The sequence below is a fragment of the Streptomyces sp. NPDC030183 genome (assembly GCF_055573455.1).
In genome coordinates, this window is record NZ_JBVIBK010000011.1 from 219,416 (window position 1) to 234,297 (window position 14,882).

Genomic DNA, 14,882 nt, shown 5'->3' on the forward strand with positions numbered 1-14,882 from the left:
CGCTCGCGGCGGAATGAGAGGAATGAGAGGAATGAGGGGAGTGAGGGGAAGGGGGCAAGGACCCTGGTGCCCCGTCCCCGGGTGGGAACGGCGGCTGGATGCGCACCGTCGGCGGGGGACGCCCGAACAGTGAGTTTGGCACGGGGCGGGCGCGCTCGCGACCGGTGGACCGGTGGGGCCGGCCCCCGGTCCCGTGGATGACGCCGTGACGGACATGACATGCGCATTGGAGTTCCCAGCACAATGTTACTTATGCGGATAATTCGGACTATTTCTTCCCGGTCGTCTTCAGGAGTCGCAGCCGACTGCGTCACCCGGCGGACTGGCCGGGGCTGTGTGAGGCTGCGGGAACCGCAACGACCCCACACCCGGACAAGACGTGAGGAAGCCGGGCCCCGGGAGTTGTATGCGGCGGCAGAAGGGGACTGCCAGACAACTGGTCGGCTGTGAACGTCGGTAGCGGCATCGCCGCACGTCGAACCATCCGGAGCACACGGGGGGACAGCCACAGGCCGGACACCACGGCGGCGGACCGAACGACGACCAGCACCGACACCGTCGCCGACACGAAGCACATCGACTTCCCACAGGCCCGCTGGAACAGCGACCGCGGCTGAGGCGACGCATCACAGAAAAACCGGGGGACGCCGCACATGCGCATCGCCTTCCTGCTGCACAACGCCTACGCGGTGGGCGGCACCGTACGAACGACCATGACACTCGCCGACACGCTCGCACGGCGACACCAGGTGGAACTCGTGTCGGTCTTCCGGCACCGCGAGAAGCCACGACTGGGGCGGTCGCCGGAAGTGCCGCTGCGGGCCCTGGTGGACCGGCGCAAGGGATCCGCGGACACGGTGGACCCGCTCGCCCTGGGGGCCGGAGAGTTCTTCCCCACGGGGGACAGCCGCTCGGAGCAGTACCACCAACTCGCCGAGCGGCGGGTCATCGACTGGCTGCGGGAGACGGACGCAGACGTCATCGTGGGCACCAGGGCCGGACTCAACGCACTGGTGGCCCGATTCGGTCCTCGACATGCCGTACTCGTTGGGCAGGAGCACCTCACCCACGACAACCATCCGCACCGCCTGCGGACGGAACTCCAGCGCTGGTACGGCGGTCTCGACGCCCTGGTCACCATGACCGAGGCCGACGCGCGCGACCACCGGCGCGGCATGAGGCTGCCGCACACCCAGGTTCTGGCCATCCCCAACAGCGTCCCCGAACCCGCGGTGCCGCCGGCCGACCCGGCGGCCAAGGTCGTCGTCGCGGCGGGACGGCTGGCCCGCGTCAAGCGGTACGAGATGCTGGTGGACGCGTTCGCCCTGGCGGGCGCGGCCTGCCCCGACTGGTCCCTGCGCATCTACGGGGACGGCCCGGAACGCGCCCGGATAGCCGACCGGATAGCCCACCACGGGCTGGGGGACCGGGTCTTCCTGATGGGTGCGGCCACTCCCATCGAGGCCGAGTGGGTCAAGGGTTCCATCGCCGCGGTGACCTCCGCGCACGAGTCGTTCGGAATGACGATCGTGGAGGCCATGCGCTGCGGCCTGCCGGTGGTGAGCACCGACTGCCCCCACGGGCCCGGCGAGATCATCCGCCACGGTGTGGACGGCCTCCTGGTCCCGCGCGACAGCACCCGGGGTGTGTCCGACGCGCTGGTGGCGCTGATGCGGGACGACGGACGGCGCGCCGAGATGGGCATGGCCGCCCGGACCGGTGCGGCGGAACGATTCACCCCCGAGGACATCGCCGACCGCTACGAGCGCCTGTTCGACACACTGCTGGAGGACCGGGCCGGGCGGTCCGCTGCTCCACCGCCCGGCCCGGCCGACTGGCGCGACCGTGCTGCCGCGCTCACCGCCACCGCGGGCATCCTCGCCCGCGGAGCGGTGCGTCGAGGGCGGCGCAAGCTGGGCTGGGTCGGATGAACGCGGATCGTACGGCTGCCTCGGCCCAGCGGAAGCTGTTGATCGTGGCCGCCGGGTTCTGCCTGCTGTCGGCCGTCCTCGTACCGCTCACGCTGCCGCTCGGCTGGGACGAGATCGTGTATGCCAGCCGCTTCGGCCCGTACGGTCCCGCGACCCCGTTCAGCGCCCCGCGTACCCGCGGCGTCCCCCTGCTGCTCGCTCCGATCGCCTCCTGGAGCGACTCGACGGTACTGCTGAGGGTGTGGCTGCTCCTGCTGGCCGGTGGTGCGCTCTGGCTGGGATTCCGGCCGTGGCTGCGGATCGTGCACCGCCCGGCGACGGTGTGGGTGGCGGCCGGGCTGTACGGCAGCCTGTGGATCACCGTGTTCTACGGCGGTTCCGCGATGCCGAACCACTACACCGCGATGGGTGCCACCGCCGCGGTGGGCTGCTTCCTCGCGCCGCGTCCCCGGTACGCGGGTGTCGCGGCGGGCCTGGCGGTGGTGACACTGATGCGGCCCAACGACGGCGTGGCCGTCGCCGCGCCGTTGCTCCTGGCGGCCGTACTGATGCCCGCACTGCGCGGCCACGGCCGCCTGAGGGGGCGTCTGTCGGCCGTGGCGGCCGGACTGGTGGCGGGTGCGCTGCCCTGGGTCGTCGAGGCCGAAGTGCGGTTCGGCGGGGTGCGGAACCGGCTAGCGGAGGCCGACCAGGTCCAGGGCGGCCTGCGGGCCGTCTTCTCCCTGCGCGCCCATCTCACCGCGCTGGACGGCCCGCTGCTGTGCCGTCCCTGTACGGGCGACGGCGTACCGCTGCCCGTGACGGAGTGGTGGGTGCTGCTGCCGCTGCTGGTCGGCCTGGGACTGTGGGCGGAGCGCCGGGCGCGCCGATCCGCTGCACCGCTGTGGCTGGCGGTGGCGGTGGCCGTGGCCGCGGCGGCGCCGTATCTCTTCCTCGTCCCCTACGCCGCGCCGCGGTTCCTGCTGCCGGCGTACGCGCTGCTGGCGCTCCCCGCGGCTGTCGGGCTCCTGGCCGTCGTCCACCGGGCCCGCGCGCGCCGTTCACTGCCGACAGCCGCGGTGCTGGCCCTGGCACTCCTCGGGCACTGGGGCATCCAGGCCGGTCTCGTCCACGCTCATGCGGGCATCCAGCAGCAGGCCCGCGGAGACTGGGACCGGATCGTCTCCGTGCTGCGTGAGCACGGGGTGCGTCCTCCGTGTGTCCTCGCGGGGAACAGTTCGACGATCCCCATCGCCTACACCGCGGGCTGCGCTGTCACGGAGACGGTCCCCCCGACACACGCCAGTGCGGTGGTCCTTCGCGAGCGGAGGCCACCGCACTGGGCGCGTGACTGGCAACGATTCCCGGTGCCGGACACCTACAACCCCGGATGGACCGTCGTCGTGCGCCCCTGAGAGGCCGTCAGGAACGCGACCACTGGAAGCTGGTGGCCGTGCCGCAGGTGCGCTGTTCCAGCAGGGCGGCGTCCGTGGTCGAGGCGCCGACGACGTTGACGCACTTGCCGCTGTGGCGGGCCCTGAGCTGGAAGTACCCGTCGGTGGCGACCCAGGAGAACTGCTGGTTCGCGTTGGCGTGGCAGCGGAACTGGATGATGCCGGCGCCGTCGGCGGTGGACGCGGCGTTCACGTCCAGGCACTTGCCGCTGTTGAGGCTCTCGATCTGGAAGTAACCGTTGCCCGCGTCGACGAAGCGCCACTGCTGCCAGGGCCTGCCGTTCGAGGAGTACTGGCCGATCTTCGCACCGTCGTCGGTGTTGGGTGCCTGGACGTCCATGACCTTTCCGCTGTTGCGGTTGGTCAACCGGTAGTAGGTCACCGCCGGTTCACCGGAGGGCACGGTGAGCGCCGTGTTCGTCGCCACCGGCACGCCGAGGTTCGGCGACCCGTCCGCGTTCCAGGTGATCTTCTGGATCCGGGTGGAGCGGGTGGCGCCGCAACCCTGCGTGGACGAGGTGTTGGCGTGGTAGACGATCCAGTCCTCGGTGCCGTCCGGGGACTTGAAGAAGCCGTTGTGGCCGGGACCGTACACGCCGTTCGCGTCGCTGCGCTGGAAGGCGGGCTCGGTGCTCTTCGTCCATGAACTCGCGCTCAGTGGGTCACTGCCGGTGAGGGTGAGCAGGCCCAGCTTGTAGTCCGGTCCCTGGCAGGCGCTCGCCGAGTAGGAGATGAACGTCTTCCCGTCGTGCTGCAACGCGACCGGACCCTCGTTCATCGGAGTGCCCTGCCTCTCCCACGCGTAGGTGGGGGTCGAGATCTGTGTCCGGGGTCCAGTGACGGTCCACGGGTTGCTCAGCGCGACGATGTAGATGCTCGGATTGGACCCCGCCCACTGCGGCGTCGGCACCCCCGACCAGACGAAGTACAGGCGGCCGCCGATGGTGACGACGCTTCCGTCGATGCCCCACCAGTTGTTCGCGCCGAAGATCATGCCCTTGTACGTGTACGGGCCGAGCGGGTCGGTGCCGGCGCTCTCCAGCACGTGCACGCGCTGGTCCTCGATGTCGCCCCCGCCGGCGGAGTAGTAGATGTACCAGCGCTTGCCGCTGGGGCCGTCGAGCAGGTGCATCTCCGGAGCCCAGACCTGGCGGTCGCGCCCGGCGGCGTGGGCACTGAACACCGGTACCGGGGACGCCGACTTCAGCGCCGCGATCGTGGGTGCCTTCCGCATGGTCAGCGGCCCGCTGTACGGCGTCGTCATCAGGTAGTAGTTGCCGTTGTAGTAGGTCATGTACGGGTCGGCGCCGGAGCTGTTGAGCGGGTTCGTGAACGTCGTCGTGGCCGCCTGCGCCTCGGGGGCGGCCACCGCGGTACCGACCGTGACGAGTGCGATGAGCGCTGTCGCCGTGGCGAAGAGCCGGCGGATGAGAGAGGGACTCCTGTGCGCGAACTCCCAAGCGCGCCACGGTAGTTGGGTCACACCGGCCAATACGGAAGTACTGCTCATGACAGAGACATCCTTGTTTCGTGTCGCGTCCGGTCGTTCGAAATACAGGACAGTGTTCGTAAATGCGGCCAAAAGTTAGGGGGTGACGTGAAGGGGCGTCAAGAGGGCTGCGGTGTCCGAGTGGTGGGGGTCGTGCGTACAGGAGACGCACGGGCGCCTCGCTCATAACAGGAAAGGCGGAACGGGAATGACCCGCCCTGTCGCGCGGGCGTGTGGAACGCTCCAGAGGCGCGGCGCGGGATCCCGGGTCAGAGAAAGATCCGAGCCGGAGTGTCGGTTCTCTTGACGTGGTCTCACGGGAAGTTTACCTTCTGGCCGAAGTTCCGTACGGTGTTCGAAATTGCGAACGAGCGTGCTCGGGGAATCGTCCCGTTGTTGCGCACCCCTCATCGGCTCAAGCCGGGGCAGATCCACAGGCGCTGCCCTTTCCCTGCTCATCCCCCTGCTCCCCCCGCTCCTTCCTGTTCCGAGGGAGGGCGTCGGTTCCGCACGCCTGTGAGAACCACGCATCGAGAGGAAAGACCTTGCTGGCAAGACTGATCAGGAGAGCGGCGTTCCTCGTCGCTCTGGTGGCACTGGCCACGGGAGTGGCCATGCCCGCGCAGACGGCCGCGGCGGCCGACGCCGACGCCGCCTATGTGATGGGCTACTTCAAGGAGTCGCTCAGCGGCGCGGGCAACGTCAACGCCGTGCACCTCGCGGTGAGCGACGACGGCCGGGAGTGGACGCCGCTCAACGACAACAACCCGATCCTCACCGCCACCGCGGGCACCAAGGGCATCCGCGACCCGTTCCTGTACCGGCTGCGCGACGGCAGCTGGGTCGTCCTCGCGACCGACATCCCCGTGGGCGGCAGCTTCACCAAGGCCAACCAGAACATCCACGTCTGGACCTCGCCCGACCTGGTGAACTGGTCGGCGGACCGGCTGCTGAAGGTCAACGCCACCAACCCGAACTCCTACAGCTGGGCCCCGGCCATCCACTGGGACCCGGCCCGAAACGCCTACGGCATCACGTTCTCCACCGTCCCGCCGGGCAAGTCGTACTCGGTGATCGCCGTCTCCTACACGACCGACTTCGTCACCGCCACCGACCCCCTGGTCTTCCACGACACGGGCTCCGGCATCATCGACTCCCACGTCGTCACCGACGTCAACGGATCCAACTACCTCTACTACAAGAGCAACGCCACGGGCCGGCTGGTCGGCGCGCGCTCCACGTCGGTGGAACCGGGCAGCTTCACCAAGTACACCGACGGTGTCGCCGAGAACCGGTGCACCGAGGCCCCCACCCTGGTGAAGTCGCTCACCTCGTCCACCTGGTCGCTGTGGGGTGACACCTTCTGCCCCAACGCCAAGTTCGACCTGTGGCAGGGCGACCTCGTGTCGGGGGCGTGGACCAAGGTCGGCCGCCAGTCGTACACCGCACCGCTGAACGCCAAGCACAACACCGTCCACCCGATCACCGCCGCCGACCGCGACCGCCTCCTCGCCCGGTACGGCGGCACCAGCTGGAACCTCCTGAAGTCCTACAACTTCCCCGGCCACTACGCCCGCCACGAGAACAACGCCGGCCGTATCAGTGAACTGCCCTTCGACCCCTACCAGGACGCGCAGTGGCGGCTGCGGCCCGGCCTGTCCGACCCCAACGGCGTGTCGTTCGAGTCGGTCAACTTCCCCGGCTTCTACATGAAGCAGGAGAACTTCGAGATCAAGCTGGTCCGCAACGACGGCACGGCGGGCTTCGCCACCGACGCCACGTTCCACCGCGTCGCCGGCCTCGCCGACGGGAACTGGTCGTCGTTCCGCTCCGCCCGCTTCCCCACCCGCTATCTGCGGCACTACGCGTTCGCCCTGCGGCTCGACGAGATCTCCACCGCGACGGGCCGGGCCGACGCCACCTTCAACATCGTCCACTGACCCACCGGACGAACCGACCGCCGCGCCTTCCGACCGTCACCGGGCGGCGCGGCGGTGGTGGGTGCCGCGGCGCGACACGACCGGTCGGCCGTAGCGGTGCGGAACTCGACTCAACAGGAACTCCCGCAGGACGACGAGCTGCTGCCGCACGACGACGAACTGCTGCCGCACGACGACGAACTGCCGCACGACGACGAACTGCTGCTCGAGCAGGAGGAGGAACCTCCGCAGGAAGAACCGGGCGACGACCCGTCGTAGGCGTCACCCGCGGCGTACCAGGACGCATCGCCGGACGAGGCGCCGACGCCTCCCGCGGCAGATGCCGCACCGGCGCCGTTGCCCGTCCGCCGCCTCCCGTTCCCCAGCCCACCACCACGGCCGTACCCGGGTGCCTGTCCGGCCATGTCGTCCCATGCGCGCCGCCAGGCCCGGCGCACGAGCCACGACATCACCGACGAGGTCACCGCTATCACCACGGCCGCCGTCACGATCAAATCAGTCACGATCGCTTCCCCCCTCCGCCGGGCCCTGCGCACCGGCTGCCCGGACGATGCCCGCCACCCGGTTGACTTCAATCTCCCTTTGAGGAAGCCCAGAGGTTGAGGAAGCCCACCCCGGGGCGGCGGCCACTTGCGTCCCGCCACCCCGGGGGAGGTCCGTCACGGCAGGGGGGTGCCGCCGGTGGCGTTGAGGATCTCCGCCGTGATGTAGCTCGCCCGGTCGGAGGCGAGGAACACATAGGCCGGTGCCATCTCGGCGGGCTGGGCCGGCCGGCCCAGCGGCGCCTGCTTGCCGAACTCCTCGGTGTCGGGGAGCGTCGCCGGGATCAGCGGCGTCCACACCGGCCCCGGCGCCACCGCGTTCACCCGGACGCCGCGCGGGGCGAGCATCTGCGCCAGCCCCTGGGTGAACGTGACGATGGCGCCCTTGGTCATCGCGTAGTCGAGGAGGTGCGGACTCGGCTTGTACGCCTGCACCGAGGTGCTGTTGATGATCGACCCGCCCGCCGGGATGTGCGGCAACGCCAGCTTGCACAGCCAGAACATGCCGTACAGGTTGGTGCGCACGACCCGGTCGAACTGCTCGGTCGAGATGCCCTCGATGCCCTCGGACTGCGCCATCTGGTAGGCGGCGTTGTTCACCAGCACGTCGATCCGGCCGAACTCCGCGACCGCCCGCTCGATCAGTTGCCGGCACTGCTCCTCGTCACGGACGTCGCACGGCACGGCGACCGCCTTCCGCCCGGCGTCCTCCACGAGCCGGGCCGTCTCCCGGGCGTCGTCCGCCTCCTCCGGCAGATGCGTGAACAGCACGTCCGCGCCCTCCCGGGCGTACGCCAGGGCGACCGCCCTGCCGATCCCGGAGTCGCCGCCGGTCAGCACCGCCGCGCGGTCCTTGAGGAGTCCGCTGCCCCGGTAGGACTCCTCACCGTGGTCCGGGGGCGGGTCCATGGCGCCGGTCCGTCCCGGATGCTCCTGGTCCTGCTGCGGAAACTCCGGCTGGGGATGCCGTTCGACCGGGTTCCGCCGCTCCTCGTCGCTCATGAGCACAGGCCCTTCGTCGTCGCGTCGTTCATGAACGGCGTCCTCACGGACCCCGCGCGCCCCGAGTGCCCTGACGCGCGGAGTCCATACGTGGCCTCCGATCAGTCGCACCTGCCGCTCGGCCTGGCCCGCGTCACCACCTCGCCGGCCCCGGTGGTGGCGTCCAGCCACACCACGCGGGTGCCGGGTGCCGCCGCGGCCGAGAGCTGCTCGCCCCGGTTGCAGGACACCCGGCCCCGGCGCGACCCGTCGCCGTCGGAGGGGTACTGCCAGAGCTTCGACAGCGACTCGTTGCGCAGCACGGTGTCCGGCGTCCTGGCGACCGTCGTCACCGCCTGGTCGGAGGCCGTCACATGGGAGACGTTGAGCGCCTGCGGACCGGTCTCCGGGCTGAGGTCGGTGGCGTCCGAGCCGTCGAGTCCGGCGCGGCGCAGCGCCGTCGTCCCGTTCCCGTCGATCTCGTCGAGCAGCCAGTACACCCGTCCGCCCGCGACGGCCGTCGGGCCCAGACTCGCGCCGGGCGCGGCGGTCCGGACGACGCTCTCCTCACCGGTCGCGAGGTCGATCACCCGGGTGCTGGACTCGTACACATGGGCCACCCGCCGCCGGTCCTGGTAGACCAGCTTGCCGTCGTCCACCGACGGCCAGGTCGCCCGGCGGTAGGTGCCCCCGCCGCGCGAGACCTTGTTCGCCGGGTCCTTCAGGCTGAGATAGGCGACGGCGGCACGCCCGCCGTGGTTGTTGTACGCGTAGGCGACCACGTCGCCGTCGACGTCCAGGGCGCGCCCGACGCTCCGGTGGTGGGCGAGGACCTTCACCGGCCCGCCCGCGAGGGGCCGCGCGAGGATGTCGATGCCGTTCGATCCGTGGGCCTGCCACACCACCGTCTTTCCGTCGGTGGCCGGATTGACGTGATAGCGGCCGTCGTTCGGGCTCATCAGCTTCAGCCGCCCGGTGCCGTCCGTGCGCCCGGCCCACACCGAGTACGGCTCCGTGCCGTCCTCGTTGGAGGAGGAGGCCGCCCACCAGTCGCCGCCGGCGCCCAGCCGGGTGTCGCTGGTGTTGACCCGTTCGAGCAGCGTGTCGGAGTCGACACCGAGGGCCAGCTCCCAGTCGGGCACGATGCCATGGGCGTTGAAGGCCCGCCGCACGGCCGTGAGGTCCTGGCCGGCGACGCCCAGGTCCTTCGCCGCGGCGATCACCGCGTCGCGGCCCTGGGTGAACCCGTCGAGCGGGGTGAGGTACTGGGTCAGCGCCTTGTACACGATCCGGTCGGCGAGCCGGGCGCCGAGATCCTCCCGGACGTCCCACAACGCACCCGAGAAGATGGTCGAGTTGAGGTGGACGCCCCCGTTGTCGGTGCCGAAGCCGACGCCCAGGAACGACTTGGCGGTGGTCCGCCCGTCGTTCAGGTCGCGGAACGCGCACTCGCCCGCCGGCCTGGTGCGGCACAGCCGCTCACCGAGCAGACTCGCGGTGGGGTCGTCCATGGGGACGCCGTACACGTCCGTCTCGATGGCGTTGCCGAAGTAGTCCGCGATCGCCTCGTTCATGGCGCCGGACTGGCCCGCGTAGACGAGGTCGGCCGAGTGGTCGATGACACCGTGGGTCATCTCGTGGCCGACGACGTCCAGTCCGGCGGAGAGCGGGAGGTACTCCGCGTCGCCGTTGCCGTACACCATCTTCTGGCCGTCCCAGAAGGCGTTCACATACGGCTGTCCGCCGTCGGTGACCCCGACCAGCGAGTGCACGGACATGCCGCGCCCGTCGAGGCTGTCCCGGCCGTGCCGGTCCTTGAAGTAGTCGTACACCCGGCCCGCGGCCCAGTGCGCGTCCACCGCGCCCGCCTCGGTGGCCTCGGCGCCGAAGGCCGGCGTCGGCGACGAGAACAGCGGCAGTTCCGGCGGCCACACACCGGCCACGTCCGTGACCCCGAGGCCCCGGGCGTCCCAGGTGCCGAGGAAGTCGCCGTAGTCGTTCTGGATCCGGGTGTGGTCGCGCAGGGTGTACGTGCCCTGGATCTCGTCCTGCCTGACCGGCAACTCGACGGACTTCCCGTCCAGTTTCACGCCGGAGCCCACCGGATCGGCGGCCCGCGCGGCCCGGCCGGCCGCCTTCCCCGCCACGGCCGTGCGGGGGGCGCCGAACGTCCTGATACCGCTGTACTGGAGCACCGGGTACCCGGCGTGCGCGTCGATGTACACCTCGCGCAGCACCGGCTCGCCGCCCGCCGGGCTCGCGCCCCGCACGGTGATGTGCCGGGTGAGCACACCCGGGCCGGAGGGCAGCACGACCAGACCGTGGGAGGTGCCGGTCAGCGGTGCGGCGTCCGCGTCGGCCTCCTCGAACGCGGTGAAGTCCTCGGCGTCCAGGTCGGCCCGTACGGCGTCGACCGCCCGTTCGACGGCGAGCGGGTCGTCGACCTCGGCCGTGGTGTCCGTCCGCAACCCCGTGAAGTACTTGCCCGAGGTGCCGGTGACGACCCTTCGGCCGTCGTCGCCCTTCTCCATGCGGACGACGTACTGGCCGCCGAACACCGGCACCCCGCGGTGCTCCTGCCGCAGCCGTACGGTCTCCCCGCCGCCGGCCGTCCTCAGGGTTCCGGCCGGTACCAGGTCCCGTACCGGGTTCGCGATGCGGTAGCGGTCCCGCTGGGCCGCCAGATGGGCGCGCGCCGCGTCCGCCGCGCTCCCGGCCGCCGGGGCCCGCTCCCGGATGCCGTCGACGAGCGCGGGTGTCGCCGTCCGCTGCCCCGGCACCACCTCGCCGGGGGCCGGCGGTGGTGTGCCGTCCCCGCTCGCCGCGTGCGCGGGGACCGCCGACACGACGAGTGCGGCGACGCCCAACAGCGCCGCCGCACCCGACACACCGCCCCGCCGTGCTCTGGATAACGCTGCTGATCTCCCGGAACGTGCTCTGTGCTGACGCACTGTCTCCCCCCAAGGAGTCGAATGTCCGGCGGCGGTCGACCGCCGGCCAGGGGTCATGGAACAGGCGATGCGCCGTCCCATCAATGGGGCGGGGGCGCCCACAGACGACTTCCGGCCCTTCGCGAACAGGCCGGCCCACGCAGCGGGCGGGGGCTCGCGGGAGGTGAAAACCGGCGCACGTAACGGCAGCCCGCGCGCCGGTGGCCGGCCATACGGTTCGAAACGCGCCAATGCCGCCACAGAGCCCCCACGGCCCGCCCAGGCCCCGGCGGCCGCTTCCGAGCCCTGTGTAACCCGGCCATCACCCAGCGTCTATGGCGTCCGGAGGGGTGCCCCGCACATTCCCCACATCACCTTCACCCCGCACACACTTTCGGCCGACGGGTCACCAAGGCGCTCCCGCAGGGGCAGACGGCCCGCTCGTCGTGTGCCTAGCCTCCCGGCCCATGCGATCACCACTGATGACACGTCTCGGCCTCGGCGCCGTCCTCGCCCTCGCCCTCGCCGTCTTCGGGATGGCGCCCACCGCGAGCGCCGACCCCGCGCCGGCCGAGCTGACCTTCGCCACCGACAGCGCCGCCACCACGCCCGGCGGCACGGTGAACCTGTCGATGACGATCACGAACAACAAGACCTACGACATCTGGTTCGTGTACCAGACCATCGAACCCACCTGGCTCACCACCCAGCGCCCCGACCTCAAGTACTCCTTCACCGGATGCAGCCTGGCCACGGCCTCCGGCGCCACCCCCTGCTCGGGCACCGGCCCCGCCAACCTCGGCACCAACTACGGCGCCACCATCCCGCCCGGCCAGAGCCGCACCGTCACGCTGACGCTCCAGATCGCCGCCGACTCCGGCTGCAACGGCAACATCGGCTTCTACTCGTACTACTACGCCGAGTTCAGCGACTCGACGAACACCAGCGGCGGCCCCGTCTACACGCCGCAGACGCGAGTCCTCTGCGCCTGACGGTTCGTCCAGGATGTGGGCATCCGGGGTGGGCGTGACCGGAAATGATCTGCGATCACGTACATGTCGCGGTATGGACCACTGACAGTCCGACCGGCGGGCCCCCATGGCCCGCCGGTGCGCCGCACAGGGCCCGGACCAGCACGCCGGGCCCTCATGGTCATCCGGCCACGGACCCCCGCACCCTCGGCGGCGACGGGAAAACACCGCAATCGGTTCCATGTGATTCCGTTTGGACACCTTCGCTTTTCCGTCATGTTTCTCCGCATGACCACGAAAGCTCCACACAGACACCACTATGTGACGCGACGGATGTGTCGACGACTGGCTTCTGAGGGGGCGCCGGCGTCACGCAAGGGGGTGCGTCCGCTCAGGAGAGGCGTGCTCACCCCTGCCCGGGGAGGGGACTTCACCGCATGAAGCGGACCTTACGCACCGCCGTGCTCACGGTGGGCGCGCTCATCGCCGCCCTCGGCCTGCCGGCCGGTCCGGCCCAGGCCGACGACATCGCACCCCGTATCGACCTGCGGGTCCTGGTGGTGAGCGACGGCGGCCCGTCCACCGACGCCATCGCCGCCGAACTGACCGCCGCCGGAACGCCGTACACCGAGGTCGACCTGACCCGGTCGGACCGGCCCGTCATCGACGCCGGCTTCCTCGCGGACAGCGTCGACGGCCGCCCACGCGCCAAATTCCAGGCCGTCGTCCTGCCCAACGACAACCCGTTCCCGGCCGGTTCCGCCGAGATGACCGCACTCGCCGCCTACGAGCAGACCTACGAGATACCCCAGGTCGACGCCTACACCTACGCCCGCCCCGAAGCCGGACTCCAGTACCCGGTGTACGGCGGCTACTCCGGCAGCATCGACGGCGCCGAGGCCCAGGTCACCGCCGCCGGCAAGGCGGGCCCGTTCGGCTATCTCGACGGGGCGGTTCCGTTCGAGGACAACGACCCCGCGATCGGCGAGAGCTACGCCTACCTGTCGAGACCGGTGGCGGGAGCCGACTTCACCCCGTACGTGGACGCCGCCATCCCCGGACAGTCCACGCGGGGCACCCTCGTCGGCGAGTACCGGCACGACGGACGCCGCGAACTCGTCGTCACATTCGTCTACAACCAGTACCAGCAGCAGTTCCGGCTGCTGGCCCGCGGCATCGTGGAGTGGATGACCGGCGGCGTGCACCTCGGCGCCTCCCGCAACTACTTCGCCGTGCACATCGACGACGTGTTCGCCGCCGACGACCGCTGGAACACCCAGCTCAACTGCACCCCCGGCGACGTCGACTGCACCGACCCCAACGCCCAGCCCGACCCCATCCGCATGACCCCGGGCGATGTCGACCACGCCGTCACCTGGCAGAACCAGAAGAACTTCACCCTCGACTTCGCCTACAACGGCGCCGGCAGCGTCGACCACCGCGAGGACCACAACGGCGCCGACGCCCTCGCCGACCGGCTGATCGCCCAGCGGAACAAGTTCCGCTGGATCAACCACACCTACTCGCACCCCTTCCTCGGTTGCGTCCAGGACACCTCCGTCGTGCCCTGGAGATGCGCGACCAACGCCGACGGCTCCACCCGCTGGGTCAGCCGCAACGAGATCTCCGACGAGATCGCCACCAACCGCGTCTGGGGCCAGGTCCACGGACTGCCCCTGGAGAACGGCGAGTTGGTCACCGGCGAGCACTCCGGCATGAAGGTCCTGCCGCAGCAGCCCCAGGACAACCCCAACCTCGCGCTCGCCGTCGACGACAACGACATCGCCTGGCTCGGCTCCGACAACTCCCGTGAGCCCGCCCAGCGCCAGGTCGGCCCCGCCACCACCGTGCCCCGCCACCCCATGAACGTCTTCTACAACGCGGGCCGCGCCGTCGAACAGGTCGACGAGTACAACTGGATCTACACCAGCCGCGCCCAGGGCGGCAGCGGCATCTGCGAGGACAACCCGGCCACCACCACCTGCCTCACGGCACCCCTGGACACGGCCACCGGCTACACACAGGTCATCGTGCCGCTGGAGAAGCGCATCGCCCTCGGCCACGTCCTCGCCAACGACCCGAGGCCCCACTTCATCCACCAGTCGAACCTCGCCGAGGACCGCATCGCCTACCCCGTCCTCAACGGCGTCCTCGACGGCTACGCGGCCCTCTTCGCCGACAACACCCCCGTGGTCAACCTGCGGATGAAGGACATCGGCGCCGAACTCGAGCGCAGGGCCGCCTGGCAGGCCGCCCTCCAGGCCGGCGACGTCACCGCCTACCGCGTCGGCGCCACCGTCACCGTCGACGCGCCCGACGGAACGGCCGTCACCGCCACCCTCCCCACCGGAACCACCCATGGCACCGCCGCCTTCGGCACGGCGTACGCGGGCGCGGCCTCCGGCTGGACCACCGCCACGGCCGCACCCCTCACCCTCACCCTGCCGTCCTCCGCCGACGCGCCGACCGTCTCCCCGGCCGAACCCGGCAAGGCCACGAAGCCGGCACCGGACACCCGGGTCCCCGCGGGTGTCAGCGAGAGAGTCCCGTACGGCGCGGACACGTCCACCGAGGACGACTGAGGCGCACACCGCCCGACGGTCCCGGCCGCCCGCCCGGCGGCCGGGAGCGGCACGAACCACCCCACACCTCGGCCGTGGAGCAC

General features: G+C 70.7%; 9 protein-coding genes. 6 read left to right on the forward strand and 3 right to left on the reverse strand.

The window, feature by feature from the left end:
- The first annotated feature begins 653 nt into the window (after window positions 1-653).
- Both ACZ4Z2_RS16000 and ACZ4Z2_RS16005 read left to right on the forward strand, forming a co-directional pair.
- Complete coding sequence (locus ACZ4Z2_RS16000; RefSeq protein WP_468076319.1) at window positions 654-1,931, forward strand: glycosyltransferase family 4 protein; 1,278 nt, start codon at window positions 654-656, stop codon at window positions 1,929-1,931.
- The gene (locus ACZ4Z2_RS16005) at window positions 1,928-3,325 is read left to right on the forward strand and encodes a hypothetical protein (RefSeq protein WP_468076321.1); all 1,398 of its coding nucleotides are present in this window, start codon (window positions 1,928-1,930) and stop codon (window positions 3,323-3,325) included. Before ACZ4Z2_RS16000 ends, ACZ4Z2_RS16005 begins: the two co-directional genes overlap by 4 nt.
- A gap of 7 nt (window positions 3,326-3,332) precedes the next feature.
- Here ACZ4Z2_RS16005 and ACZ4Z2_RS16010 read toward each other — a convergent pair whose 3' ends face one another.
- A complete protein-coding gene (locus ACZ4Z2_RS16010) occupies window positions 3,333-4,874 on the reverse strand; it encodes a family 43 glycosylhydrolase (RefSeq protein WP_468076323.1) in 1,542 nt (513 codons plus the stop codon).
- 524 nt (window positions 4,875-5,398) lie between these two features.
- On the opposite strand from ACZ4Z2_RS16010, the gene ACZ4Z2_RS16015 reads away from it, so the two are divergent.
- Complete coding sequence (locus ACZ4Z2_RS16015; RefSeq protein WP_468076325.1) at window positions 5,399-6,793, forward strand: AbfB domain-containing protein; 1,395 nt, start codon at window positions 5,399-5,401, stop codon at window positions 6,791-6,793.
- Window positions 6,794-6,889: 96 nt separating this feature from the next.
- A complete protein-coding gene (locus tag ACZ4Z2_RS16020) occupies window positions 6,890-7,051 on the forward strand; it encodes a hypothetical protein (RefSeq protein WP_468076327.1) in 162 nt (53 codons plus the stop codon).
- Between the two features lie 401 nt (window positions 7,052-7,452).
- Here the strand turns inward: ACZ4Z2_RS16020 and ACZ4Z2_RS16025 are convergent, their stop codons facing one another.
- Together ACZ4Z2_RS16025 and ACZ4Z2_RS16030 are read right to left on the reverse strand one after the other, a co-directional pair.
- Entirely contained in the window at window positions 7,453-8,337 is an 885-nt protein-coding gene (locus tag ACZ4Z2_RS16025; RefSeq protein WP_468076329.1) for an SDR family oxidoreductase, read from the reverse strand.
- A gap of 101 nt (window positions 8,338-8,438) precedes the next feature.
- Complete coding sequence (locus tag ACZ4Z2_RS16030; RefSeq protein ID WP_468076331.1) at window positions 8,439-11,267, reverse strand: M4 family metallopeptidase; 2,829 nt, start codon at window positions 11,265-11,267, stop codon at window positions 8,439-8,441.
- A gap of 446 nt (window positions 11,268-11,713) precedes the next feature.
- Here ACZ4Z2_RS16030 and ACZ4Z2_RS16035 point away from each other — a divergent pair, with 446 nt between their 5' ends.
- Both ACZ4Z2_RS16035 and ACZ4Z2_RS16040 read left to right on the forward strand, forming a co-directional pair.
- Window positions 11,714-12,238: a hypothetical protein gene (locus ACZ4Z2_RS16035; RefSeq protein WP_468076332.1), complete on the forward strand. Its 525-nt coding sequence runs from the start codon at window positions 11,714-11,716 to the stop codon at window positions 12,236-12,238.
- Between the two features lie 416 nt (window positions 12,239-12,654).
- A complete protein-coding gene (locus ACZ4Z2_RS16040; RefSeq protein ID WP_468076334.1) occupies window positions 12,655-14,799 on the forward strand; it encodes a hypothetical protein in 2,145 nt (714 codons plus the stop codon).
- Window positions 14,800-14,882 lie beyond the last annotated feature (83 nt).